Source organism: Streptomyces sp. NPDC048504 (assembly GCF_043200035.1).
In the GTDB taxonomy this organism is placed as follows: domain Bacteria; phylum Actinomycetota; class Actinomycetes; order Streptomycetales; family Streptomycetaceae; genus Streptomyces.
This window is the reverse complement of the sequence record NZ_JBICXA010000014.1, coordinates 87,647-111,262: the sequence shown is the minus strand read 5'-3', so window position 1 is coordinate 111,262 and position 23,616 is coordinate 87,647. Positions and strand designations below refer to the sequence as shown.

21 protein-coding genes are annotated in these 23,616 nt (G+C 71.5%); 9 read left to right on the top strand and 12 right to left on the bottom strand.

All coding sequences use genetic code 11. From position 1 onward, the window contains the following. Positions 1-14 precede the first annotated feature (14 nt). Positions 15-488, bottom strand: coding sequence for a pyridoxamine 5'-phosphate oxidase family protein (locus ACGFY9_RS31305; RefSeq protein WP_393759719.1), 474 nt, complete (start codon positions 486-488; stop codon positions 15-17). A 153-nt stretch (positions 489-641) separates the two neighbouring features. On the opposite strand from ACGFY9_RS31305, the gene ACGFY9_RS31300 reads away from it, so the two are divergent. Continuing rightward, complete coding sequence (locus ACGFY9_RS31300) at positions 642-1,436, top strand: class II aldolase/adducin family protein (RefSeq protein ID WP_393759717.1); 795 nt, start codon at positions 642-644, stop codon at positions 1,434-1,436. Positions 1,437-1,441: 5 nt separating this feature from the next. Here ACGFY9_RS31300 and ACGFY9_RS31295 read toward each other — a convergent pair whose 3' ends face one another. Further along, positions 1,442-2,329 (bottom strand): DUF4429 domain-containing protein, encoded by an 888-nt coding sequence (locus ACGFY9_RS31295; protein WP_393759715.1) that lies wholly within the window; start codon positions 2,327-2,329, stop codon positions 1,442-1,444. A gap of 209 nt (positions 2,330-2,538) precedes the next feature. Here ACGFY9_RS31295 and ACGFY9_RS31290 point away from each other — a divergent pair, with 209 nt between their 5' ends. Further along, a complete protein-coding gene (locus ACGFY9_RS31290) occupies positions 2,539-3,819 on the top strand; it encodes a hypothetical protein (protein WP_393759714.1) in 1,281 nt (426 codons plus the stop codon). A gap of 140 nt (positions 3,820-3,959) precedes the next feature. Then, on the top strand, positions 3,960-4,490 hold the full coding sequence (locus tag ACGFY9_RS31285) for a DoxX family protein (protein WP_393759712.1): 531 nt from the start codon (positions 3,960-3,962) through the stop codon (positions 4,488-4,490). Between the two features lie 79 nt (positions 4,491-4,569). Here the strand turns inward: ACGFY9_RS31285 and ACGFY9_RS31280 are convergent, their stop codons facing one another. Both ACGFY9_RS31280 and ACGFY9_RS31275 read right to left on the bottom strand, forming a co-directional pair. After that, entirely contained in the window at positions 4,570-4,812 is a 243-nt protein-coding gene (locus tag ACGFY9_RS31280) for a hypothetical protein (RefSeq protein WP_393759710.1), read from the bottom strand. After that, complete coding sequence (locus tag ACGFY9_RS31275) at positions 4,799-6,220, bottom strand: PspC domain-containing protein (RefSeq protein ID WP_393759708.1); 1,422 nt, start codon at positions 6,218-6,220, stop codon at positions 4,799-4,801. Before ACGFY9_RS31275 ends, ACGFY9_RS31280 begins: the two co-directional genes overlap by 14 nt. Before the next feature lie 623 nt (positions 6,221-6,843). Here ACGFY9_RS31275 and ACGFY9_RS31270 point away from each other — a divergent pair. Then, on the top strand, positions 6,844-8,136 hold the full coding sequence (locus ACGFY9_RS31270) for a PspC domain-containing protein (protein ID WP_393759706.1): 1,293 nt from the start codon (positions 6,844-6,846) through the stop codon (positions 8,134-8,136). After that, entirely contained in the window at positions 8,133-8,852 is a 720-nt protein-coding gene (locus ACGFY9_RS31265) for a response regulator transcription factor (RefSeq protein WP_327401845.1), read from the top strand. The genes ACGFY9_RS31270 and ACGFY9_RS31265 overlap by 4 nt, the downstream gene beginning before the upstream one ends. 46 nt (positions 8,853-8,898) lie before the next feature. Here ACGFY9_RS31265 and ACGFY9_RS31260 read toward each other — a convergent pair whose 3' ends face one another. Further along, positions 8,899-9,978, bottom strand: a complete 1,080-nt coding sequence (locus ACGFY9_RS31260) for an NlpC/P60 family protein (RefSeq protein WP_393759704.1) — start codon at positions 9,976-9,978, stop codon at positions 8,899-8,901. Positions 9,979-10,393: 415 nt separating this feature from the next. Here ACGFY9_RS31260 and ACGFY9_RS31255 point away from each other — a divergent pair, with 415 nt between their 5' ends. Further along, positions 10,394-10,747: a hypothetical protein gene (locus tag ACGFY9_RS31255; RefSeq protein WP_393759702.1), complete on the top strand. Its 354-nt coding sequence runs from the start codon at positions 10,394-10,396 to the stop codon at positions 10,745-10,747. Here the strand turns inward: ACGFY9_RS31255 and ACGFY9_RS31250 are convergent. Further along, a complete protein-coding gene (locus ACGFY9_RS31250; RefSeq protein ID WP_393759700.1) occupies positions 10,725-11,714 on the bottom strand; it encodes a tellurite resistance/C4-dicarboxylate transporter family protein in 990 nt (329 codons plus the stop codon). The two genes, ACGFY9_RS31255 and ACGFY9_RS31250, sit on opposite strands and share 23 nt — an antisense overlap. Positions 11,715-11,811: 97 nt before the next feature. Further along, positions 11,812-12,759, bottom strand: a complete 948-nt coding sequence (locus ACGFY9_RS31245; protein WP_393759698.1) for a C40 family peptidase — start codon at positions 12,757-12,759, stop codon at positions 11,812-11,814. Between the two features lie 319 nt (positions 12,760-13,078). Here ACGFY9_RS31245 and pcrA point away from each other — a divergent pair, with 319 nt between their 5' ends. Then, a complete protein-coding gene (pcrA, locus tag ACGFY9_RS31240) occupies positions 13,079-15,574 on the top strand; it encodes a DNA helicase PcrA (RefSeq protein WP_393759696.1) in 2,496 nt (831 codons plus the stop codon). A 21-nt stretch (positions 15,575-15,595) separates the two neighbouring features. On the opposite strand, the gene ACGFY9_RS31235 is transcribed toward pcrA, so the two are convergent. The 3 genes from ACGFY9_RS31235 to ACGFY9_RS31225 all read right to left on the bottom strand — a co-directional run bounded on the left by ACGFY9_RS31235 (position 15,596) and on the right by ACGFY9_RS31225 (position 18,616). Continuing rightward, a complete protein-coding gene (locus ACGFY9_RS31235) occupies positions 15,596-17,104 on the bottom strand; it encodes a peptidoglycan DD-metalloendopeptidase family protein (protein ID WP_393760018.1) in 1,509 nt (502 codons plus the stop codon). 239 nt (positions 17,105-17,343) lie between these two features. Further along, entirely contained in the window at positions 17,344-18,210 is an 867-nt protein-coding gene (locus tag ACGFY9_RS31230) for a lipase family alpha/beta hydrolase (RefSeq protein ID WP_393759694.1), read from the bottom strand. A gap of 73 nt (positions 18,211-18,283) precedes the next feature. Next, positions 18,284-18,616: a hypothetical protein gene (locus ACGFY9_RS31225; protein WP_393759692.1), complete on the bottom strand. Its 333-nt coding sequence runs from the start codon at positions 18,614-18,616 to the stop codon at positions 18,284-18,286. A 70-nt stretch (positions 18,617-18,686) separates the two neighbouring features. Between ACGFY9_RS31225 and ACGFY9_RS31220 the strand changes: the two genes are divergently transcribed. Continuing rightward, complete coding sequence (locus ACGFY9_RS31220; protein WP_393759690.1) at positions 18,687-19,112, top strand: cobalamin B12-binding domain-containing protein; 426 nt, start codon at positions 18,687-18,689, stop codon at positions 19,110-19,112. Between the two features lie 145 nt (positions 19,113-19,257). Here the strand turns inward: ACGFY9_RS31220 and ACGFY9_RS31215 are convergent, their stop codons facing one another. Beyond that, positions 19,258-20,877: a DUF5691 domain-containing protein gene (locus tag ACGFY9_RS31215; RefSeq protein WP_393759688.1), complete on the bottom strand. Its 1,620-nt coding sequence runs from the start codon at positions 20,875-20,877 to the stop codon at positions 19,258-19,260. A gap of 31 nt (positions 20,878-20,908) precedes the next feature. After that, positions 20,909-22,261 carry an SWIM zinc finger family protein gene (locus ACGFY9_RS31210; protein WP_393759686.1) on the bottom strand — a complete coding sequence of 451 codons (1,353 nt, stop codon included), beginning with the start codon at positions 22,259-22,261 and terminating at the stop codon, positions 20,909-20,911. Positions 22,262-22,464: 203 nt separating this feature from the next. Between ACGFY9_RS31210 and ACGFY9_RS31205 the strand changes: the two genes are divergently transcribed. Continuing rightward, a complete protein-coding gene (locus tag ACGFY9_RS31205; RefSeq protein ID WP_393759684.1) occupies positions 22,465-23,607 on the top strand; it encodes an AAA family ATPase in 1,143 nt (380 codons plus the stop codon). Positions 23,608-23,616 lie beyond the last annotated feature (9 nt).

Below are 23,616 nucleotides of genomic sequence, written 5' to 3'. Positions count from 1 at the left end.
GCCTGTCTTGAGGTTCAGGTCCGCTTGAGAGTGCGCACCGGCTGTCCGGGATGCCAGACCTGAGTGACGAGATACGTCTCGTCCTCGACATAGGTCCGCACGACCTCCGTCACCTCGGTGCGGAAGAGGTGGAACGGCTCCGGCGGTTCCACCTCTTTGCTGTACGCCCCCTTCACCCCGGCATCCGTCACCTCCACCGCCCGCCCGCCGACCCGCACATCCCCGCCGCCCATCTCCGTACCCGCCCCCGGGTTCGCCTGCAGCGCGAACCGCGGATCGCGCAGCAGATCCAGCGCCTTGAGCGAGTCGGGCATCATCCCGAACCACAACTCCCCGTCCAGGAACCGCACTTCGAGCCCGCTCGTCCGCGGCGACCCGTCCTTGCGCAGCGTCGCGAGGACATGGTGAGTGAAGGCGCTGAAGCGCTCCTCCACGGTCGCGGCGAGTTCGGGTTCCGCGGCGACGAATACCGCCCAGTTCGATGTCATACGGTCACTGTCCCGCCGATACCCGACATCCGCTGTCCGGATTAAGGGACGCCGGGCACGCTTGGTGCCGCATCTTTACAGAACACCACTGCCCTTTTCGCCTCACTGACGGTAACTTCCGCCGGTAACCAGGAACCCAGTGCTGGAGGACCGATGCACGGGCCGACGCCGCCCTCCCCCCTGCCCACCGACCAGCTGCGGTTCGCCATGCCGCCGATGCACGAGTCGGTCGAGGACGAACGCCGGCACCGCAAGGAACGGCTCGCGGGCGCCCTGCGCCTGTTCGGCCGGTACGGCTTCGAGGACGGGGTCTCGGGGCACATCACCGCCCGCGACCCCGAGTTCACCGACTGCTTCTGGGTCAACCCCTTCGGGATGCCCTTCCGGCACGTCACCGTGAGCGATCTGGTGCTGGCCAACTCGGACGGCCAGGTGCTCCAGGGCCGCCATCACGTCAACCAGGCCGCGTTCACCGTGCACTCCCAGGTCCACGCGGCCCGCCCGGACGTCGTCGCGGTCGCCCACTGCCACTCCGTGCACGGCCGCGCGCTCTCCGCCCTCGGCGACTTCCTCGACCCGATCAGCCAGGAGAGCTGCGCGTTCTACGAGGACCACGCGCTCTACGACGCCTACAGTGGCGTCTCCGTCGACGCCGAGGAGGGCAAGCGGATCGCCGCCGGCCTCGGCTCGCGCAAGGCGCTCGTGCTGCGCAATCACGGCCTGCTCACCGTGGGCGACTCGGTGGACGCGGCGGCCTGGTGGTTCCTGTCCATGGAACGCTCCTGCCAGGTCCAGCTCCTCGCGAAAGCGGCCGGCCGCCCCCTCCTCATCGACCACAAACTCGCCGTCGCCACCCGCGAACAGACCGGCGGTGACCTCGTCGCGTGGATCAACTACCAGCCCCTGTGGCAGGACATCAGCCGCAGCGAACCGGATCTCCTCAGCTGAGACCCCTACCGGAAACCCCGCAGCACCGCCGCCTTGGTCATCGTGAACTCCTCGTCCGTGAGCACCCCTTCCCGGTGCAGCTCCCCCAACTCCCGCAGCCTGCGCAGGAGTACGTCGTGATGGTCGGCGGGCGGCGGGACGCCGGCCGACCGCGGCGGGCGGTCCGCGAACTCGCCGTCGCCCCGGGTCGACGGATGCGGCAGCCGCGCGGTCACCGCCGTCGCGACCAGCGCGGTGAGCAGATCCCGGCGGGTGCTGCCCCACAGGTCGAGGGCGTACGGGTCCTTCTCCGGCGGCAGTTTGGAGAACACCGTCTCTCGGGTCACGAACCGCATGAACCCGTCCTCGTACCCGGAGTTGGGCAGCCACTCCACCTGGACCAGGTCGCCGACGGCGACTATGCGCGGCCCGGTCGCACGCTTGACGCGCTCCGAGGTGTCGGCCCAGTCGATGCGCACCTGGGCGCCGTCGAACGACACCGTGCCGTCGGACGAGCGGACCGAGACGGGGACCGGCGGGCCGGGCAGGAGATAGGCCTTGGTGGGCTCCTTGGGGATCTGGTCGAGGAGCAGCCCGTGCCGGATCTCCTCCGCCACGTACTCGGCCACCCCGGACCGGTCGATGTCCACGATCAGCCGGTACGGATCCGCCGCGTCCGGCAGCCGACCGCCGGTCGCCTGGAGCAGCGGGTCGGCGCCCTCGCGCAGCCTCAGCCGCAGTCGGCCACGCTTGCGTTCGGGTTCGTAGACGACGCCCGCGACGGCTTCGAGGGGCACGACGATCTCCCCGTACGTCTGCCGGAACAGTGGCACGGAGCGGTGAAGTCCCGGCGTGATACGGACCGTTGTGCCGTCGAAGGCCCAGGTCCCGTCGCGCTGGATGATCTCGGCCATAGGGAAATTCTCGCAGCCGGGTCAACACGGCGGCCGTCACTTCACCCGCGCTGACCAGACCTGCCGGACGCGGGCCGTGTCCCGTAGGGCACAATCCGCTGTTGTCGTACGGGAGTTGCAAGGCGGTGGCCAAAGGCTTCGGAGCCGGCCGCCGAACGTGAGGGTCCGGGGTCGCGGGCCGAGGGGCATGGGGAAGGCAGGCGTCGGGCGTGGCGGTGCAGGAGGCGAGACAGGGCGGCGAGCACGTCGGTGCCCACGGAGGCGGCTGCACCTGCGGGGACTGCCCGCACGGAGCACGTGAGGGGCATCGGCGCGCGGTCGCCGCGTTCCTCGTCAAGCGGGACGGCTTCGCGGCCGGAGAGGGGCTGCCCGCGGCGGTGGCGCACTCGGTGTCCGCCTCCCGGCAGTGGGTCTCGGACGAACTGACCCAGTCCGCGGACGCCGTCGCCGAACGCGGCCGCGCCGAGGGCGGCGCCTGGCTGGCCCGCCTGTGGCACCGCACGGCCTTCGCGGTGTGGAGCACCTTCGTCGTACTGCTCCTGGTGCAGGCGCTCACCGCGATCGGCGCGGGCTGGACGTCGGCCCGCACGGCCGGACTGCTGGCCGCGCTCGTGGTCGCCGGCGCGCTGACGGCGGCCTCCTGGTTCCACCGGGCGCGCGGCGGGGCGCTGGCGCCCGTCATCGGTGAGGACAACCGGCTGTCGACCTCCCGCGCCGTGGCCGTGTCCTGGGTGCTCTTCGTCGCGTACGCGGTGCTGGTCCTGGCCGGCCGCCTCGCCGCCGCCTCCGACCACGCCGAACGCGACGCCCTCATCTCCGGCCTCGAACTCGCCCGCGGCGCCGGTGTGGTGACCGTCCTCGCCGTGGTCTGCGCGATCGCCGTGCTCGTCCGCCGGGTCGTCGGCCTGCGCGTGCTGGGCCAGCGCCTCCAGAAACTCCCGGCCGACCGCCCCCGCGCCGCCGACCTCCTCACCGACGACGCGGGCCGCGGCACCTTCGCCGACATCCAGTACGTCGCGATCAGCGCCGTCGCCCTCGTCTTCGTGGCCGTACGCCTGGCCCGCCGCCCCGACCAACTGCCCGACCTGCCCTGGGGGTTGGCGGTGGTGGTCCTGATCTCGGCCGCGACATACCTGGCAGGCAAGTACGCGGAGGGCGGCCGTCCGGTCATCCTCTCGGTGGTGCGTTCCCGCGAGGCGGGCGACCTCGACGCCCCCATCCGCACCGGCGACGACATCGAGATCCGCGGCGCGGGCTTCGTGCCCCCGGGTGCCCAGACCGCCGACCGCCTCTCCCGCATGGTCGTCCGCATCGGCCCGGTCAACGTCCATGTCCCCCTGGTCCCGGTCACCGGCGGTTTCTCCAACCCGACGGACACCCTGCTGACCGTCCCCGTCCCGGTCGACGTCGAGCCCGGCCGCGTGGAGGTACAGGTCGTGACGGCGGCGGGCGTGGAGACGAACTCCTGCGTCGTCGACGTCACGGACTGACGCCTGCGGCGGGACGCCCACCGCACGAGCCGTACCAAAGTCGCGAAAACTGGTTGAAGCATGATTGAGCGGGTCCCCCTATTCGTACGTATGGTCTGTTGAGGGGTCACGGCACGGCGGGCGAGAGGCGGCTAAGGGTGATGACTCACGGCACTCGAATGGATACGCAAACCCCGTACCTCGACGGCGACCGGAGCTGGCGGGACACCGCCACCCGATACGCCCTGCTCCCACTGCGCGTCTTCCTCGGCGTCACCTTCATCTACGCCGGCCTGGACAAACTCACCGACAGTGCCTTCATGAAGTCCTCCGGCGCCGGCTCGATCGGCGAGACGATGCGCGCGGTCCGCGACTCGTCGGCGATCCCGGCCCTGGTCGACCTGGCCCTGAAGAACCCCGTCGGCTTCGGCTATGCCATCGCCTTCGGTGAACTCGCCGTCGGCATCGGCACGTTGATCGGCCTGCTGGCCCGCCTCGCCGCACTCGGCGGCGCGCTGATCTCGCTCAGCCTGTGGCTGACCATCAGCTGGGCCAACGACCCGTACTACTACGGCAACGACCTCGCCTACCTGATGGCCTGGCTGCCCCTCGTCCTCGCGGGCGCCTCCGTGTTCTCCCTGGACGCGGCGATCCGCGGCAGGCGAAGGCAGGGGGCGGGAGGCTACCGGTAGCTCCCGAGGCGGGAGCCGCCGGCGGTGAAGCCGACGGGCTCTTTCCGGGCGGGCTGTCGGTCCCGTCCGTAGGCGATCTTCAGCCGGATATGTCCGGACCGGGGTCGGCCGTGTTCCCGCGGCCGGCCCCTCGGCGTCTGCGGATCGCGCCGTTGACGCCCGCCACCACGCCGGCCAGGACCAGGCCGACCGTGACCAGGGGGATCACCGCGAACCACTCGGTCACCCACAGTCCGCCCGCGTCCCCGGCGTAGACCACGCCCGCGGCGGCGAGGAAGAGGCCGGCGACCAGCTTTCCGGGCTGGAACTCATGACGCAGCACGGCTGACCTCCGCCTGTCCGACGCCGACCTGGAGGTCCAGGTCCAGCGTGCCGGTGCTCTTGACGCCCGTCGCCGGGGTCAGGGTGACCTGCTTGTGCTTGCCCGGCTCCACGTCCACGTCCTTCTTGTCGTCACCGGGCAACTGGATGTCCCCGACGCGTACGTCCACACTCAGCTTCACCGTCACGTTCGACGGCACGATGATCTTCAGCTGCCCGACGCCCACCTCGGCGTCCGTCGCGACCGTCTGCCCCTTGGTCAGCCGCAGCTGGCTCAGGTCGAGCGTGCCCACCCCGTTCCCCAGGTCGTACTTCTGCTGTACGTCCGCCACCGCCGCGGGCTGCCAGGTGAGGTGTTCCCAGTGGGTGGTGAGGTCCTTGGGCAGGGCGGCCGAGGCGGCGAGCAGGCCGGCCGTGACGATCGCGAGGAACACCGAGCCCGCCCCCGTACGCCCGAGGAACGCGCTGACGGCGATCCCCAGGCCGAAGACGACGAGCGCACACGCCAGGCCCGCCTGCAGGCTGGTGCCGAGCGCCTGGTCGTCCCACTTCGCGGCGGTGCCGAGGGCCCCCGCGAGCAGCGCGAGCAGGAACACCCAGCCGCCGATCCAGCGCGGGCCGCGAATTCTCGGGGGCACCGGGCGGGGAGCCCGCTGATCCGCGGGCCAGTGCGGGTACGAGGGGGCGAGCCTGACGTCGATCACGTCCGCGATGTCACGGTCGCGGGAGTCGCTGGGGCCCCACAGATAACCGGTGCCACCGACGTGGGTGCCGTCCTTGACGATCGGATCACGCCACCAGGAGGGGTAGGCGGCGGCCACCGGCGGCGCCTGGGCCTCCGGCGGGGCGTCGGCGACGGCCTGCGCGGCGAGCGGGTCGGGATCGGGGGCGCCGCGCTGCTGGGACCAGTACCCCGCGCCCGCCAGCAGAAGGGAGAGGACGACCGCGAAGGTCAGCACACTGGCGTTCTTCAGCATCGACAGGAACACACCGCAGCCGACCAGCGCGAACAGTACGGCGGCCAGGGCCTGGCCGTCGACGCGGCCGGTGAAGAGCTTGCGGACCTCGTTCTCCTCCTCGTCGTCGTACGGGACGAAGAGCCATGCGAAGCCGTAGAAGATGAGGCCGATTCCGCCCGTCGCCGAGAGCACGGCGAGCGTGATCCGGAAGATCACCGGGTCCATGTCGCACTGCCGCCCGAGCCCCGCGCACACCCCCGCGAGCACCTTGGACCGCCGGTCCCGCCGGAACCGGTGCGGAGCCGCGGCCGCGGTGCCGCCGCCGGGCACGGCACCCGGCGAAGAGGCGGCACCCGCGCCGGGCACGGCGTCCTGCGGCCCGCCGCCCGCTCGCGGACGTGGGCCGGAGCCGGGTCCCGGACCCGTCGCGGCGCGCTCGTGATCTGTCATGCGTCCATGCTGCCCGCCGCGAGCCGCCGATGGCAGTCGGGACGACCCTGGCCGAACCCTGAAATCCGCCCTGACCCGGACCGGGGGAGTGTTCGAGGGGCTGTGGTGACGCGCTGGTGGTCTGCGCCGCGAACGGTTCGCCGGGCGGGCGCGGTCGCCGCGGGCGGTTGGTTGCCCGCCGGGCTTCCTGTGCCACGGCGACTGACATCGCGACCGGCACGGCGACCGGCATCGCGACCGGTTCGTGTGCCGGTGGCGCTGAGATCTCCCGCAGTCGCCAGCGGCCCACGGACCGCGGGCGGCTGGTTGCCCGCCGGGCTCCCGTGCCACGGCGACCGGCACCGTGACCGGCACGGCGACCGGCACCGTGACCGGCACGGCGACCGGCACCGTGACCGGCACGGCGACCGGCACCGTGACCGGTTCGTGTGCCGGTGACGCCCATATCCCCTGCAGCCGCGGCCGACCCATGGACCGCGGGCGCCCGCCCCCCTTCCGGCAACCCGTCAGAACCCCCGCGGTACGCCGATTTCGCGGGCCGGGCGCGGCGAATTCGAAGATCAGGGGAGTCTCGGGGGTCGACCCTGATGCCCTGAACGACGGGGCGTGTGAACATCGGTGGCATGCCGGAAGCCGCAGCATTGCCCGTCGAGGACCCGCGGCCGCCGCGCAAGCTCTACCGCAGCAGTGACGGTCGCTGGCTCGGTGGAGTGGCGCGGGGGCTCGCCGGGCATCTCGGGCTGCCGGTGATCTGGGTGCGGCTGGTGTTCGTGGGGCTGTTCCTCGCGGACGGACTCGGCGCGCTGCTGTACGCCTCGTTCTGGTTCTTCGTGCCGCTCGGCGTCGGCGGGGTCGCCGGTCAGCGGCCCCCTTCGCTCGTCTCCACCGAGACCTCGCCGGACGGCCGCCGCAGACTCGTCGCCCGCAAGCCGGACAAGGGCCAGATCGTCGCCCTGCTCCTCATGGTCGTCGTGGCCCTGGTCTTCGTCGGCAATGTGAACCTGGGCAGCGGCGCCAAGGCCTATCTCTTCCCGACCGTCCTCGTCGGCGCGGGCGTCGCCCTCGTCTGGCGCCAGGCGGACAACGCCCGCCGCGCCCGCTGGGCCGAGGTCGGCAGCCGCCGCCGTACGCTCAGCCTGCTGCGCGCGGGCGGCGGCGTCCTGCTCGTCACCGCCGGCGCCACCGCGATCTTCGTCCTCCAGGGCTCCGCCAGCCACCTCGGCTCGGTCCTCCAGGCCGCCCTCGCGGTCCTCGTCGGCATCACCCTGCTCGCCGGCCCGTACCTCGTGCGGATGACCCAGGACCTCTCCGAGGAGCGCCTGATGCGCATCCGCGCCCAGGAGCGTGCCGAGGTCGCCGCCCATGTCCACGACTCCGTGCTGCACACCCTGACCCTGATCCAGCGCAACGCGGAGAGCCCCAACGAAGTGCGCCGCCTGGCCCGTGCCCAGGAGCGCGACCTGCGCGCCTGGCTCTACAAACCGGAGGGCACCGGCAAGGACGAGGCCGACGAACCCGACACCCTCGCCGAGGCGGTGCGCCGCAGCGCCGCCGAGGTCGAGGACAAGCACGGCGTCCCCATCGAGGTCGTCGTCGTCGGCGACTGCCCGCTCGACGAGAGAATCGGCGCCCAGATGCAGGCCGCGCGCGAAGCGATGGTGAACGCGGCCAAGTACGGTGGCGAGGGCGGCGCCGTCCAGGTCTACGCCGAGGTGGAGGGGAAGACGGTCTTCGTGTCCGTCCGTGACCGCGGACCGGGCTTCGACCTCGACTCGATACCCGCCGACCGCATGGGTGTCAGAGAATCGATCATCGGCCGTATGGAGCGCCACGGCGGTACGGCACGACTGCGCGCGGTGCCGGACGGCGGTACCGAGGTCGAGCTGGAGATGGAGAGGGTGGAGAAGACGTCATGAGCGACGCGACCGAGACGAACGAACCGGCGGAGCCGACCGGCGGGAGCGCGGGCGGGCGTCACGTGCGCGTGGTCCTCGTCGACGACCACCGCATGTTCCGTACGGGGGTCCAGGCCGAGATCGGCCGTACCGAGGAGACCGGTGTCGAGGTGGTCGGCGAGGCCGCGGACGTCGACCAGGCGGTCACGGTCATCACCGCGACCCGCCCCGAGGTGGTCCTCCTCGACGTGCACCTGCCGGGCGGCGGCGGGGTCGAAGTCCTGCGCCGCTGCGCCCCGTTGATGAGCGACGCCGAGCAGCCCGTCCGCTTCCTCGCCCTGTCCGTGTCGGACGCGGCGGAGGACGTGATCGGGGTGATCCGCGGCGGTGCGCGCGGCTACGTCACCAAGACGATCACCGGCACGGACCTCGTCAACTCCATCTTCCGGGTCCAGGAGGGCGACGCGGTCTTCTCGCCCCGCCTGGCCGGCTTCGTCCTGGACGCCTTCGCGTCGACCGATGCCCCGCCGGTCGACGAGGACCTCGACCGCCTCACCCAGCGCGAGCGCGAGGTGCTCCGCCTCATCGCGCGCGGCTACGCCTACAAGGAGATCGCCAAGCAGCTGTTCATCTCGGTGAAGACAGTCGAGTCCCATGTCTCGGCGGTCCTGCGCAAGCTCCAGCTGTCGAACCGGCACGAGCTGACGCGGTGGGCCACGGCACGCCGACTGGTGTGACCCGTAAGGGAGTTCAGCCCGGAACCCTGGGGGACACCCCGGGGATTCACACCACCCGGGTCGCCCCCGCGAACGGCATCTGGTCGATCGGCGCCAGCCGTACCGGAGCCGTCGGGTTCGGGGCGTGGATCATCTGGCCGTCGCCGACGTAGATGCCGACGTGACTGATGCCCGAGTAGAAGAACACCAGGTCGCCGGGGCGCAGTTCGGACCGGGAGACCCGCTGGCCGGCGTTGATCTGGGCGTAGGTCGTGCGGGGCAGGGAGACACCGGCGGCGCTGTACGCGGCCTGGACGAGGCCCGAGCAGTCGAAGGCGTTGGGGCCTGTCGCGCCCCAGACGTAGGGGCTGCCGAGCTTCTGGTAGGCGTAGGAAACGGCCGCCGCCGCACGGGAGTTGGGTGCGTCGGCCGCGGCGGCGGAGGAACCGGGAGCGGTCAGCGCGCCACGGGCCGTCGTGGACGAGCGTGACGCGCGGCCCGTGCCGCCGGTCGTGGCGTCCCCGACCTGGGCCCGCTGCTGCGGGGTCAGGCCGGACAGCAGGCGGCGGGCCTGGTCCAGCTTGCCGTTGATCGTCTTCTTCTGCCTGCCGAGCTCCGCCTGCCGCGACTTCAGCGAGGTCAGCTCGATGTGCGCGGCGCCGCGCAACTGCTCGATCTCCCGCAGCTGTTGCCGTACGAGTGCGACGGCCGCCGTCTGCCGGTGGCCCATCCGGTCGGCAAACTCGGCGCCGTCCAGATATCGTTCGGGGTTGTCCGAGAGCATGAGCTGCACCGCGGGGTCAATCCCGACGCTGCGGTACTGGGCGGCGGCCACGTAACCCAGCGAGTCCCGGGCCGAGTTGAGCTTCTCCGTCTTGCGTGCCGCCTCGTCCCGCAGGGTGTTCAGCCGCTTCTCGGCCGCGTCCGCCTTCTCCTTCGCGCCGTCGTACTTCTCGGTCGCGACCTCCGCCTCCTGGTACAGCTTGTCCACCTTGGCCTTGACCTGTGTCGGTGTCAGCTGTGGCTCGGCGTGCGAGGTCCCGTCGAAGCCGGTCGCCGTCGCCGCGCCCGCGAGGGCGATCGTCGCCGCCGTACGGGCTGTATTGCCGCTGAGCGAGCGCTGTCGGGGCTTGCGGTGCGCTGCCACGTGGACTGCACGTCCTTTCGTACGACCGCCGGGGGAGCGGGCGATTGCGCGTCCGGCGGCGGCCCGCACAGGGGGAGCCGGCCGCCGCCGGACATTCTTCGGCGGTGGTGGCCGACTGCCGCCCCTGGTCCGGGCGGCGGTGGGGAGCCGGTCACCTGGTGGAGGACGCTAAACCTGATGGTGACGGCCCGGTAACGCATGTACACAACTGACATGAGGTGATCGGCGATTGACCGCAAGTGACGTTGATCGAGGTCCGGGGCCGCCGCCTTCGCACGGAGCGCTGACCGAAGCGGCGGTTCCGACGCGGGGCGGGACGGCACGGTGCTATGGGCCGCATATATGCAACGGCCGGGAAGCGGTAGGGAGGGGCGGTGTCGGTCGGTCCCGGAGCCCCTGATTAGGCTCCGGCCTCATGGACGTACTCATCCATCTCTTCGTCGGCCTGCACATCATCGGCATCGCCGCGCTGCTCGGCGGTTTCCTCACCCAGATGAAGGCGATGGGCCAGGGCACGGCCCGCTTCGTCCCCGGCATGCTGCACGGCGCGCTGACCATGCTGGTCACCGGCGCGATCCTGGTCGGCCTCAACCAGGCCGACGATCAGCACGTCAACAACATCAAGATCGGCGTCAAGCTCGCGCTGCTGGTCGTGATCCTCGGCCTCGTCTATGTGAAGCGGGACGAGGAGACGGTCGACAAGAGTCAGTTCGCGCTGGTGGGCGGGCTGACCATGGTGAACATCTTCATCGCGGTCCTGTGGACGTGACCCCGGACGTGGCGGCGAGGTAGAACCGGACCGTCCCCGCGGCGACCACCAGCCAGGCCGCCGCCGCGATCCACAGCACCACCTCCCCGGGCGTCCGCAGCCACGAGACGTCCACGGCGGTCCCCACGGACAGCATGGTCGCCGCCGTCATCCCGAGCGGGAACACCGTCGACCAGCGCCGCACGTCGAAGCGCAGCCGCGGCCAGGCGATCTCGGCGCCCAGCAGGACGACACACCAGGCCACGTCGAGCACCAGCAACGTCACCGTCACGGCCCGCAGGACGCCCCGGTCGTCGGAGTTCCACAGGTACAGGCGCGCGCTGTCGGCGGCGATCAGCTTCGACCCGGCCAGTGCCGAGACGGCCAGCGCACCGCCGACGATCCAGTGGTCCCCGACCCCGGTGATCATCTGCCGCCACTCGAAACGGGCCAGCGCGAACCCGTAGAGGACCAGCCCGAACCAGAAGAGCACCAGCGCCGTGTGCGCGAGCCAGGCCACGGACTCGGCCCCGGCGATCGTCGCCCCCAGCACGGCCAGCGACTGCGTGGCCACACAGTCGAGGAACACGGTCCCGGGCATCCGCCCCTGCCAGCTCCGTACGACCCGCACAAGCAGCCAGGGCCACAGCAGCGCGGCCAGCGCCAGCAGCGCCTCGGCCACAGTCTGCCGACCCGCCGCCGAGAACCGCGCCCCCAGTACGGCGGTCGCGGCCGTGGCGGTCAGCGCACCGGGCGTCCCCGCCTCCGTGAGCCACCTCCGCCGGTCCCGCAGCAGCCGTACGGCGAAGTCCGCGGCCAGCCCCAGCCAGAAGGCGCACGCCACCGCGAAGGCGATACGGGACAGCACCTCGTACCCCGTGACACGCAGCCCGACCGACATGATCGCGGTGGCCATCACGACGGCCCCGGCCGCCGGCGGACGCTGCGCCCACCAGACGCGGAAGCGGGAGATACCGGTATCGGACATGGCCCGATGCTAGGGAGCGGCCCTGGTGCCGACGACGGGCCACGCGCGCGTGGAGCTCAAAAGCACCTGCACGCGTGCGTGCGTGTCGAGAACCCGCTCAGGTCGGCCGCACCACGCTGTGGACGGTCGCCGCGCCGTCGTGGTGGACCGACTCCTCGCGCACGTAGGCCCCGGGCTTCGGGGCGTGGATCATCATGCCGTCGCCTACGTAGACACCGACAGGGCTGATGTTCTCGTGGAAGAAGACCAGGTCACCGGGTTGTGCGTCGGCCAGGGAGACCGTCGTGCCGGCGTTCGCCTGGTCGGTGATGACGCGCGGGAGGGGCACTTCGGCGGCCTTCCAGGCGGCCTGGGTGAGGCCCGAGCAGTCGTACGAGCCGGGGCCGGCGGCGCCCCAGACGTACGGCTTGCCGACCTGGGCGCGGGCGAAGGCGACGGCCTTGGCGGCCTTGGTGGCGTAGAAGGAGTCGACGGGCGAGGAGCCGGAAGGGGTGCTCCGCGCCGCCTCGGTCTGCTGCTTCCGCGCGGTCGGCCGCGTCAGCAGCTCGCGCGCCGTGGAGAGCTTCTTCTGGACGGTGGCCTTGGCCGTCCTCAGGTCGCTCTGCGGGTCGTCGGGGGTGGGGAGGCTCCCGGCCGTCTCATGACGCACCGCGTTCTTCTGGCGGCTGGTCAGCCGGCTCATCAGCTGGGCCTGCTCGAAGTAGTCGTGCGGGGTGTCCGGGAGCAGGAACGCCGAGGTGTCCGGGGCGGAGGTCCTGGTGCGGTACTGCGCGGCGGTGAACGAACCCAGCCATTCCCGCGCGGAGTTGGGCCTCTGCGCACGCTCGGCCGTGCTGTCCGGGCGGGAGTCGACGCGCTTGCGCTGCCTGGTCGCCCTCTCCTTGGCCGCGTTGTACGTCTCGGTCGCCGACTCCGCCCGCCGGTAGAGGTCGTCGACCTTCTTCTCGACCTCTCCGAGGCCCGGGTTGCCGTCGTCGGCGGCGGGAGTCCATATGCCTGCGATGCGCTTGCCCGCGGAACGCGGCTTGCGGTGCGACGACGCCAAAGGAGGCGACTCCTTCCAGATGGTGCCCTGCGGCCGTTGCCGTCCTGCGGGCGGTTGCCGCCCTACGGTCCGCGCCCGGAAAGGGAGTTGGACCGACGCACCCCTGGTCGGCGGGGTCGTACGGCTTGATCGAACGCTAACCAATTCGTGTGGCTTGTGTGAAGGTTGGTGTTCGGTTTGCCCGATACGCGTCCGTGAGCTTGGCCATGCGCGGGATCGGTCGTCGCTGGTCGTGACCGAGCGGTTCTGGTCCGTGAATTTCCCCGAGTTCCCGGGGTGGCAGTCGGTTGTCAGTGGGGCGCCCTAAACTCGGAAGGCGATGAGCAGCCTCTTTGACGACAGCTTCCTGGCGGATCTCCAGGGCCCTCGGGCCCACGAGGGAGAGCCCCCGCCACCGCCCGAGGACGAGCACGGACCGGAGCCGATTCCGGACGACCTGTTCGGCGGGAAGTTCGACGTGCCCGCGAGCAGAGACGCCCACTACCGTGACGGCGCCCCACGCCCGGTGGTCGACCCGGCCGCACTCCTGGACGGGCTGAACGAGAACCAGCGCGCGGCCGTCGTCCACTCCGACACCCCGCTGCTCATCGTGGCCGGCGCCGGCTCCGGCAAGACCCGCGTGCTCACCCACCGCATCGCCTACCTCCTCGGCGAGCGCCATGTGCACCCCGGGCAGATCCTCGCGATCACCTTCACCAACAAGGCCGCGGGCGAGATGAAGGAGCGCGTCGAGCAGCTCGTCGGCCCGCGCGCCAACGCGATGTGGGTGATGACCTTCCACAGCGCGTGCGTCCGCATCCTGCGCCGCGAGTCGAAGAAGCTCGGCTTCACGTCCTCGTTCTCGATCTACGACGCCGCCGACTCCAAGCGCCTCATGGCCCTGGTCTGCCGCGACCTGGACCTCGACCCGAAGCGCTTCCCCCCGAAGTCCTTCAGCGCCAAGATCTCGAACCTGAAGAACGAGCTGATCGACGAGGAGGACTTCGCCGCCCAGGCCGCCGACGGCTTCGAGAAGACCGTCGCCCAGGCCTACGCGATGTACCAGTCGCGGCTGCGCGAGGCCAACGCCCTCGACTTCGACGACCTGATCATGACGACGGTCAACCTCCTGCGCGCCTTCCCGGACGTCGCCGAGCACTACCGCCGCCGCTTCCGGCACGTGATGGTCGACGAGTACCAGGACACCAACCACGCGCAGTACGCGCTCGTGCGCGAGCTGGTCGGCACCTCCGAGCACCCCGTCGACGTCCCGCCCAGCGAACACGACCTGCCGCCCGCCGAGTTGTGCGTCGTGGGTGACGCCGACCAGTCGATCTACGCCTTCCGCGGGGCGACGATCCGCAACATCCTCCAGTTCGAGGAGGACTACCCGAACGCGACGACGATCCTCCTGGAGCAGAACTACCGCTCCACACAGACGATCCTGAGCGCCGCCAACGCGGTCATCGAGCGCAACGAGTCCCGCCGCCCGAAGAACCTGTGGACCAACGCGGGCGCGGGCGCGCAGATCACCGGCTATGTCGCGGACACGGAGCACGACGAGGCGCAGTTCGTCGCCGAGGAGATAGACCGTCTCACCGACGCGGGCGACGCGAAGGCCGGAGACGTCGCCGTCTTCTACCGGACGAACGCCCAGTCCCGTGTCTTCGAGGAGATCTTCATCCGCGTCGGCCTGCCCTACAAGGTCGTCGGCGGCGTCCGCTTCTACGAGCGCAAGGAGGTCCGGGACGTCCTGGCCTACCTGCGCGTCCTGGCCAACCCGGAGGACGCGGTCCCGCTGCGCCGCATCCTCAACGTCCCCAAGCGCGGCATCGGCGAGCGCGCCGAGGCGATGATCGACGCCCTCTCGCAGCGCGAGAAGATCAGCTTCCCGCAGGCGTTGAAGCGCGTCGACGAGGCCTACGGCATGGCCGCGCGGTCGACGAACGCGGTCAAGAAGTTCAACACGCTCATGGAGGACCTCCGTACGATCGTCGACTCCGGCGCGGGCCCGGCGACGGTCCTGGAGGCCATCCTCGAACGCACCGGCTACCTCGCCGAGTTGCAGGCCTCCACCGACCCGCAGGACGAGACCCGCATCGAGAACCTCCAGGAACTGGCCGCCGTAGCCCTGGAGTTTGAGCAGGAGAACAGTGACGGGGAGAGCGAGACGCCGGTCGGGCTCGCCGCGTTCCTGGAGCGGGTGGCGCTGGTCGCCGACTCCGACCAGATCCCCGACGAGGACGAGGACGGCTCCGGAGTCATCACGCTGATGACCCTGCACACCGCCAAGGGCCTCGAATTCCCGGTCGTCTTCCTCACCGGCATGGAGGACGGCGTCTTCCCGCACATGCGCGCCCTCGGCCAGGCCAAGGAGCTGGAGGAGGAACGGCGCCTCGCGTACGTGGGCATCACGCGCGCGCGGGAACGCCTTTACCTGACGCGCTCGTCGTTGCGCAGCGCCTGGGGGCAGCCGTCGTACAACCCGCCCTCCCGCTTCCTGGAGGAGATCCCGGCGGCGCACGTGGAGTGGAAGCGGACCGGCGCGATGGCGGCTCCGCCGTCGACGGGTCCGGCCTCGGGCATCGCCGCCTCGCTGTCCTCGTCCCGCTCGCGCTCGTCGGCGTCGGGTGCCTCGGGCTTCGCCACGCGCAGGACCTCGGAGAAGCCGGTCGTGGCGCTGGCCGTCGGCGACCGGGTCACGCACGACCAGTTCGGGCTCGGCACGGTGGTCGGCGTGAAGGGCACGGGGTCGAACGCGGAGGCGACGGTCGACTTCGGGGAGCCCAAGCCGAAGCGGCTGCTGCTGCGGTACGCGCCGGTGGAGAAGCTGTAGCCGTAAGGGAGTTGGGGCGGCTCAGGTCGGGTCGAGCCCGTGGCTGCGGAGCCACGGGAGCGGGTCGATCGCCGCCCCGCCCGCCGGGCGCACCTCGAAGTGCAGGTGCGGGCCGGTGGAGTTGCCCGAGTTCCCGGAGTACGCGATCGGGTCGCCGGCCTTCACCGTCGTACCGGGGGCGACGCGGTAGCTGGAGAGGTGGCAGTACCAGGTCTGCGTGCCGTCCTTCTCCGTGAGGATCAGCATGTTGCCGTAGGCGCTGTTCCACTTCGTGCTGACGACGCCGTCGGTCGCGGCCATCACCGTCGTGCCGTACGAGACGGGGAAGTCGATGCCCGTGTGCACGGACATCCAGTTGACGCCGGCCTGGCCGAAGTAGGCGCTGAGGCCCTTCTGCGTGACCGGAAGCACGTACTTGGGGCGCAGCCGCTCCTTGCGGGCCGCCTCCGCCGCCGCCTTCTTCTTCTCGGCCTCCTGCTGGGCCTTGAGGTCGATGCGTTCCTGCGTACGGCTGGCCCGGTCGGCGAAGTCGTCGGCACCGGCCGACAGGCTCTTGATCTGGGCGTCCAGCTTGTTGTTCGCGACGGACGGCTTGACCGAGGTCGTGTCCGAGGCGGAAGCCGTCGTGTCGCTGCCGCCGGTCAGCGTGCCGACGGACGCGGCGGCGATCCCGGCGACCCCCATCACGCACGCGGACGGCACGGCGATGGTCATCAGCGCGGACCGCTTCGGAGGCGTACGGCGGCGGGAACGGCTCCCGTTGCGGGCCGCGGCGCGCGAGCCGGCCGGGGCCGGGCTCGGGGTGAACTCCTCCTGGTCGTCGAGGAGTTCGGGGTGGGTCTGGGCCCCGTCCTGCTGTTCCGGCTCGGCCTCGTCGAGGGCGGGCAGCTCGCCGGTGGGGGTCAACTCGCCGTCTTCGGGGGCGGGTTCGTCGTACGTGCCCTCGTGCGTCCCGTGGTACGACGCCTGTTCAAAGGTGGTGGTCGCGTCGGGGGCGGTGCCGTCGGCGTTCCACTGCGTGGCGTCGTACGCGCCGGTGTCGAAGGTCTGCGTGCCCCATTCCCACTGCTGGGTCTGGTCGGCGGGGGCCGCGGCATGCGCCGAAGTGTCCGGCTGGAGCCAGGCGTTCGCGTCCCACTGGCCGCTGACGTCCGGGGCACCGGTCTGCGGCGGGATGGCGGACAGCTGCTGGTAGTCGGCCGACCAGGCGGTGGTCTCGTAGGCGCCCGTGTCGTAGGCGGCGTGGTGCTGGGCCGCGTACGGGTCGTAGTTCAGGGTGTGTTGGGCACCCGTGGACCAGGCGGAGGAGTCGTAGGCGCCGGTGGCGTGCGACCCCGTGTCGTGGCCGTTGCCCGGCATGTCGCCGAAGAGGGGGTCGGTGGCGAAGCTCGCGGTGGCCTGGGCGCCCGGATGGAAATCCGTGGCGGTGTGGTCGCCGTACGTGGTGAAGTCACCGTACTGGGCGTCCTGTCCGCCGTACGACGCGTAGTGCGCCGAGGTGGCATCGGAAGCCGGAGCCGGGGTGGTCATGGTCCCCGACGGGTGACGATCGTTCACCAACTTCTCTATTCGCCTCGACAACAGGGGCTGCCAGAGCAGTGCGGTGGACTGTACCCGGCAGTATGCGGGCGCGACAATCTTCGTCAGGTTTCGCGTCCGCAGGAAACGGGCATTCGGCCGTGTTTCGGGGGACGGCGGGCACGGGTTTGGCCGTGGGTTCGAATAGCGTTCGATCTTCGGGAGGCTGTGCGTCCGCTGTCGGTCTCCGGTCAGGCCACTGTCAGGCCGCCGGTGTGGGTCGCGGCCGGGGTTTCCGGCAGCGGGGTGTCGAGGGCCTGGCGGATGCCGGTCGCGATGGCCGGGTGGACCGGCAGGGCGAGGTGGCCGATGCCGCTGACCTGGACGTTCTGGGCGATCAGGTCGGGGTGGTCGATGCAGGCCGTCTCCAGCGGCTCCATCAGGTGGTCCAGATCGCTCCAGAAACTGACGAAGTGCGTACGGCAGCCGGGCGCGGGACGGGTCAGCTCCTCGATCACCGGCGAGCCGGGCCGCATCTGCCGGACGATCGGGTGGGCGTTGGCCAGCGGGACGACGGCCGTGCCGGAGTGCGGGGTGCCGAGCGTCACCAGCGTGCGGACCCGCAGGTCGCCGCCGAGCCGCTGCACGTAGTACCGCGCGATCAGCCCGCCGAGGCTGTGCCCGACGATGTCGACCTCCTTGCTGCCCGTGCGCTCGCAGATCTCCTCGATGTGCCGGCCGAGCAGCTCGGCGGCGGTGCGGATGTCGCAGGTCAGCGGCGAGTAGTTGAGCGACTCGACCTGCCGGCGGCCGTGCTGGGCCAGGGAACGGCGCAGCAGTACGAAGACCGAGCGGTTGTCGATGAACCCGTGCAGCAGCACCACCGGAGGCTTCGCCTCGGTCGGCAGCTGCGCCGCGTCCTTGGGTGAGGGCGGCTCGGGCAGGGGTTCCCGGCGCTCCTGGGCGATGCCGGAGGGATAGAGGAGAAGGTGGCCCGCGAGGATCACGATCTCCAGGGCGGTCGCTTTCAGGAGGGTCATCGAGAGGCCCGCCAGCCTGCTGGGCAGGAGGCGCTGACAGAGGGGGAGAAAGGGCAGTGCAGCCCTGGTGACCTTCATGGCCGACCTCCTGTCGGCACACGGAACGACAGCTCCGTCCCCCGTGTGCCCTCGTGGGAGGCCACGGCGAGGGTCACCGACGGTGCGCGAGGGGTATGCGCGGGGTGAGTGCGGTGCGCGGCGTGACCGACGCCGTCGACGTACCGAGGAGCCCTGTCGGTCTGGCGACGAGGCTTCCCGCTGTCGTGCCGTACCTGCCCTGCGTGCCCTTCGTGCCTGCGCCGATGCGCCGTACCACCGCGCCGCGCGGCCTGCGGCGCGGTGGTACGGCGACCTCGTTGCGGCTCCCGGTGCGCTTGTTCCCGCTGGAACGCTGCGCGGCGAACGTGTCCCATCGTGTGATTTCCCCCTCGGTATCCGCCGCGAAACTGCCGGTTGCGGGATGCTGGAGATAACGTTCGTTCACTTCCCGCACTGAAGCGGGTACCGCGGTACCCGTGGGTAGGGATGAACGCAGTCGCTTCATGGAGGCAGTGATGGGTGTGGCAGCCGGTCCGATCCGCGTGGTGGTGGCCAAGCCGGGGCTCGACGGCCACGATCGCGGGGCCAAGGTGATCGCGCGGGCGCTGCGCGACGCCGGTATGGAGGTCATCTACACCGGCCTCCACCAGACCCCCGAGCAGATCGTCGACACCGCGATCCAGGAGGACGCCGACGCGATCGGCCTCTCCATCCTCTCCGGCGCCCACAACACCCTCTTCGCCGCGGTCATCGACCTCCTCAAGCAGCGCGAGGCGGAGGACATCCTCGTCTTCGGCGGCGGCATCATCCCCGAGGCGGACATCGCCCCCCTCAAGGAGAAGGGCGTCGCGGAGATCTTCACGCCCGGGGCGACGACGCAGGCGATCGTGGACTGGGTGCGGGAGAACGTGCGACAGGGCTCCGCTACTGGGCTCCGGTGATTGCGCAGCCCGTCCGGGGTTCGCTTTTCAGCGCGGGCCGGCATTTTCAGCCCGTCCGGCGTTTGAGGACGAGGCCGTTCAGGCCGAAGGGGGGTTTGGGGGCGCAGCCCCCAAGCTTCTACGGCGCCGCCAACTACCTTGGTTTCTACGGCGCCCTCAGCTCCTCCGTCATCGCCGCGCGCAACCGCAACGTCGTGACCAGCCGCTGAAACGCCTCCGCCCAATAACCCCCCGCTCCCGGCGCCGCGTCCTCCGTCTCGTCCGGCACCGCCAGCAACCCGTCGAGCCGACTCGCCTCGCCCGGATCGAGACACCGCTCGGCCAGCCCCATCACCCCGCTGAAGCTCCACGGGTAACTCCCCGCGTCCCGCGCGATGTTGAGCGCGTCCACGACAGCCCGCCCCAGCGGCGCAGCCCACGGCACCGCACACACCCCCAGCAGCTGGAACGCCTCGGACAGCCCCTGCGCCGCGATGAACCCGGCGACCCAGTCGGCCCGTTCGCCCCCGCCCAGCGTGCTCAGCAGCTTGGCGCGCTCGGCCAGCGACACCGCCCCCGGCCCGCCCGCCTCGGGCGCCGACGGCGTCCCCAGCAGCGCCCGGGACCACTCGGCGTTGCGCTGCCGCACCGCCGCCCGGCACCACGCGGCGTGCAACTCGCTCCGCCAGTCGTCCGCCACCGGGAGCGCCACGATCTCCGCGGGCGTACGTCCGCCGAGCCGCCGCTCCCAGGTCGCGAGCGGAGTCGCCTCCACCAACTGGCCGAACCACCAAGAGCGTTCACCCCGTCCCGCCGGAGCCTTGGCCACCACACCGTCCCGCTCCATGCCCGAGTCGCACTCGTGCGGTGCCTCGACCACCAGGCCGGGTTCCTCGCGCGTACGGTCGACGGCCACGCAGGCCGACGCCCGGACCGCCATCCGCGCGGCGAGCGCCGAGTCGGGGAGCGCCGACAGCAACTCCGCGGCCGTGGCACGGACGTTGCGGCTCCGGTCGGCCAACGCCTGCTCCAGGAACGGCTCGTCCTCGGCGGAGAGCCTCATCCGCAGCGAGTCGAGGAACATCAGCCGGTCCTCCGCCCGCTCCGTCCCCCAGGTCGTGACGAGCAACTCGCGTGCGGCTGAGGGCTGGTACGTGCGTATCGCCGCGAGCAGGGCGACCCGCTCGGCGAACAGGCCCTCCTGCCACAGCAGTTGGACCTGGTCCGGGTCGTCGAGGGCCGGCAGGGCCGTGCCGCCGCCCGGTGTCGCGCGCAGGGCGAACCGCCAGTCCGGGTTCAGCCGGGCCAGCCACAACGCGCGGGGGCCCGCGAACTCCAGTGCCGCCGGCCGCAGATCCGTACGCCCCCGGGCCGCGTCCAGCAGCGCGGGCAACGCCTGGACGGGCGCGGCGAACCCGCGCGCGTTGGCCGCCGCCAGCCACTGGGGCAGCAACTCCATGAGATCCGGCGAGGTGCCCCTGCGGCCCCCACCGCCCGTACCCGGACGGTCGGTCAGCAGCATCGCCAGCCTGCGGGCCGCCGCGGCGGGCAGCGCCGGACGCGTGTCGGGCGCGGCGGGCTCCGGACGCTGTGCCGCCCGCGCCGGACACAGCCCCGCCCGCCGCCGTACGGTCTCCACGGCCGCCGCGTCCAGCAGCGCCACGGGTGCGTCCTGGCCCGGCGCACACCCCGGAGGCGTACGGCGGTCCGTGCCGAGCAGTGCCGTGGTGACGAGTTCCTCCCAGCTGCCCGCCGTGGGCGCCGGAGCGGAGGTGCTGCTGTTCATGCGGTGCCTTCCATCGAGTCGGTGAGTGGGCTCAGCACAGCGACACCGGCTCTCCCGCCCCCTCCGGCCAGGCCGTCAGCGGGGTGAAGCCGCGGTGGCCCAGTTCGCCGAAGACCTTGACCGGGGCGCCGCCGGAGAGCGCGACGAGTCGCCACAGGCCGGGGCGGGAACGGGCGGTGGACGTGAGCGGGAGCGCCAAGTCCGCGTCGGCGTCCGCCAGTTGCCAGGAGTCGCCGTCCGGGGTGGGCACGACCCGGTCCAGCGTCACCGGGACCGCATCCAGCCACGGGTCGTGCCGTAGGGCTTCTCCGTAGTGGACGGCGGCCTGGGTTGTCGTCACCCCCCGCGGCCGTTCCGTCGTGGGCGAGGGGGCTCCGAACTGCTCACCCAGGGCCGCCCGGAGCTGCCCGGCACCCGGGAACGCGGACACCTCCGCGTCCAGGGCCAGCCCCATAGGCAGCGCCAAATCGGGGGCGCGGCCCGCGGCGCCGTAGGAGAGGAGGAGGGAGGTGCGGCCCGAGTCCGTGCCGTGCAGCCATATTCTTCGGGTCGTCAGTTTCGGGTCCGTCGTGTCGTACTGGGCGAGGACCAGCCAGTGGTCGCGCAGGGGCGGACCGTCCGGCGAGGCGGGCAGGCCGATGCGGGAACGGACCGTCGCCGCCAGGCCGTCGGGCAGATGCTCGCGGCGCAGCCAGGCCTGGTCGAGGAGGTGGAGCAGCGCGCTCTCCTCCAGCAGTCGGACCGGCCAGCCGGGGCCCGATGACGGAATCGCCCCCAACTCCCGTGCGCGTGCGGCGAGTCCGGGGGCCTGGGCGTCGACCATGCGGGCCGCGGTCTCCTCCCACAGCCCGTACCCCGCCTGCTCCGCGGAGGCCAGGCCGGTGCGCAGCAGGTCCGTCAGCCGCTGCTCCAACTCGCCCGCGCCCGCGGTGATCCGCTCGGCCCTGCGCTCAGCCCTGCGCCGCGCCGCCTCCGGATCAGCGGCGGTCGGGGAACCGGGCGCCCCCGCCGCCCGCTTCTCCTCCGTCCGCTTCCGCCGCCCCGCCAACCACTCCCCGGCCCAGTCCGGCGCCTGCCCCGACGGCACCGCGCCGTCCCCGCCCGCCCACAACAGCAGCAGCCCCAGCGCGTGCTTGCACGGGAACTTGCGGCTCGGACAACTGCACTTGTACGCCGGTCCCGCGGTGTCCGCGATGTCGACGACCGTCTGATACGGCTTGCTGCCACTGCCCTTGCACAGCCCCCACACCGTCCCCTCGTCAGAACTGCCCGCCTCGGACCACGGCCCCGCCGCGCCGAGCTTGCTTCCCGCTTTGCGTGACGCTGCGTCAGGCGCCAGTGCCAGCACCTGATCAGCCGTCCAGCGCACCCCCTGCTGAGTCATGTCATCGAAGGTAGATCCCAGCACTGACAATCGGTCCGCGAGCGGGTCGTGGGTGGGGTGGAGGGTGGCGATGGCGTGGGAGTCGGGGGAGCCGTAGAAGCTTGCTCCGCGAACGCGTTTCCGCAGGTCGGATCGCGTTGTCAGTGGGGTGGTGCACGGTGGACACCAGATCCGAACCGGCCGAGCTGGAGGGGGCCTCAGCCATGACTGTGTCCGCAGAACCCATCAACGCGCAGGTGAACGAGAAGCAGGCGGCCAAGCCGTCGAGCGAGGTGTTGCGGCCGCACGCCGAGGACGCCTTCGCTGACGAACTCGCCGCGCTGGCGGCGCAGGACGACCGGCCGCGTCCGGTCCGCTGGAAGATGTCGCCGTGGGCGGTCGCCACCTATCTGCTCGGCGGCACGCTGCCGGACGGCACGGTGATCACACCTAAGTACGTCGGCCCGCGCCGCATCGTCGAGGTCGCCGTCACCACCCTCGCCACCGACCGAGCCCTGCTCCTGCTCGGCGTGCCCGGCACCGCCAAGACCTGGGTGTCCGAGCACCTCGCGGCAGCGGTCAGCGGTGACTCGACCCTGATCGTGCAGGGCACCGCAGGCACCCCGGAGGAGGCGATCCGCTACGGCTGGAACTACGCGCAGCTGCTCGCCAACGGCCCGAGCCGCGATGCCCTCGTGCCCAGCCCCGTCATGCGCGCCATGGCGGAGGGGATGACGGCGCGCGTCGAGGAGTTGACCCGTATCCCCGCCGACGTGCAGGACTCGCTCATCACGATCCTGTCCGAGAAGACGCTGCCGATACCGGAGTTGGGACAGGAGGTGCAGGCCGTCCGCGGCTTCAACCTGATCGCCACGGCCAACGACCGCGACCGCGGGGTCAACGACCTCTCCAGCGCGCTGCGCCGCCGTTTCAACACGGTGGTGCTGCCGCTGCCGGAGAGCGCTGACGCCGAGGTCGAGATCGTCGCGCGTCGCGTCGACCAGATCGGCCGCTCCCTGGACCTGCCGGCGGTGCCCGAGGGCGTCGACGAGATCCGCCGGGTGGTGACCGTCTTCCGCGAACTGCGTGACGGGATCACCGCGGACGGGCGGACGAAGCTCAAGTCGCCCAGCGGCACGCTGTCGACGGCCGAGGCGATCTCCGTCGTCACCAACGGGCTCGCTCTGGCAGCCCACTTCGGCGACGGACTGCTGCGGCCGAGCGATGTCGCCGCGGGCATCCTCGGCGCCGTGGTCCGCGATCCGGCGGCCGACCGGGTCATCTGGCAGGAGTACCTGGAGGCGGTCGTCCGTGAGCGCGACGGCTGGAAGGACTTCTACCGGGCCTGCCGGGAGGCGAGCGCGTGAGCGACTTCA

Excerpts from the sequence above, each read along its gene's own strand:
- ACGFY9_RS31215 (WP_393759688.1), bottom strand. The coding sequence starts at position 20,877 with ATGAACAGCAGCACCTCCGCTCCGGCGCCCACGGCGGGCAGCTGGGAG.
- ACGFY9_RS31275 (WP_393759708.1), bottom strand. The coding sequence starts at position 6,220 with ATGACAGATCACGAGCGCGCCGCGACGGGTCCGGGACCCGGCTCCGGC.
- ACGFY9_RS31230 (WP_393759694.1), bottom strand. The coding sequence starts at position 18,210 with ATGAAGGTCACCAGGGCTGCACTGCCCTTTCTCCCCCTCTGTCAGCGC.
- ACGFY9_RS31235 (WP_393760018.1), bottom strand. The coding sequence starts at position 17,104 with ATGACCACCCCGGCTCCGGCTTCCGATGCCACCTCGGCGCACTACGCG.
- ACGFY9_RS31220 (WP_393759690.1), top strand. The coding sequence starts at position 18,687 with ATGGGTGTGGCAGCCGGTCCGATCCGCGTGGTGGTGGCCAAGCCGGGG.
- ACGFY9_RS31270 (WP_393759706.1), top strand. The coding sequence starts at position 6,844 with ATGCCGGAAGCCGCAGCATTGCCCGTCGAGGACCCGCGGCCGCCGCGC.
- ACGFY9_RS31255 (WP_393759702.1), top strand. The coding sequence starts at position 10,394 with ATGGACGTACTCATCCATCTCTTCGTCGGCCTGCACATCATCGGCATC.
- ACGFY9_RS31300 (WP_393759717.1), top strand. The coding sequence starts at position 642 with ATGCACGGGCCGACGCCGCCCTCCCCCCTGCCCACCGACCAGCTGCGG.
- pcrA (WP_393759696.1), top strand. The coding sequence starts at position 13,079 with ATGAGCAGCCTCTTTGACGACAGCTTCCTGGCGGATCTCCAGGGCCCT.
- ACGFY9_RS31305 (WP_393759719.1), bottom strand. The coding sequence starts at position 488 with ATGACATCGAACTGGGCGGTATTCGTCGCCGCGGAACCCGAACTCGCC.
- ACGFY9_RS31295 (WP_393759715.1), bottom strand. The coding sequence starts at position 2,329 with ATGGCCGAGATCATCCAGCGCGACGGGACCTGGGCCTTCGACGGCACA.
- ACGFY9_RS31205 (WP_393759684.1), top strand. The coding sequence starts at position 22,465 with ATGACTGTGTCCGCAGAACCCATCAACGCGCAGGTGAACGAGAAGCAG.
- ACGFY9_RS31265 (WP_327401845.1), top strand. The coding sequence starts at position 8,133 with ATGAGCGACGCGACCGAGACGAACGAACCGGCGGAGCCGACCGGCGGG.
- ACGFY9_RS31250 (WP_393759700.1), bottom strand. The coding sequence starts at position 11,714 with ATGTCCGATACCGGTATCTCCCGCTTCCGCGTCTGGTGGGCGCAGCGT.
- ACGFY9_RS31285 (WP_393759712.1), top strand. The coding sequence starts at position 3,960 with ATGACTCACGGCACTCGAATGGATACGCAAACCCCGTACCTCGACGGC.
- ACGFY9_RS31210 (WP_393759686.1), bottom strand. The coding sequence starts at position 22,261 with ATGACTCAGCAGGGGGTGCGCTGGACGGCTGATCAGGTGCTGGCACTG.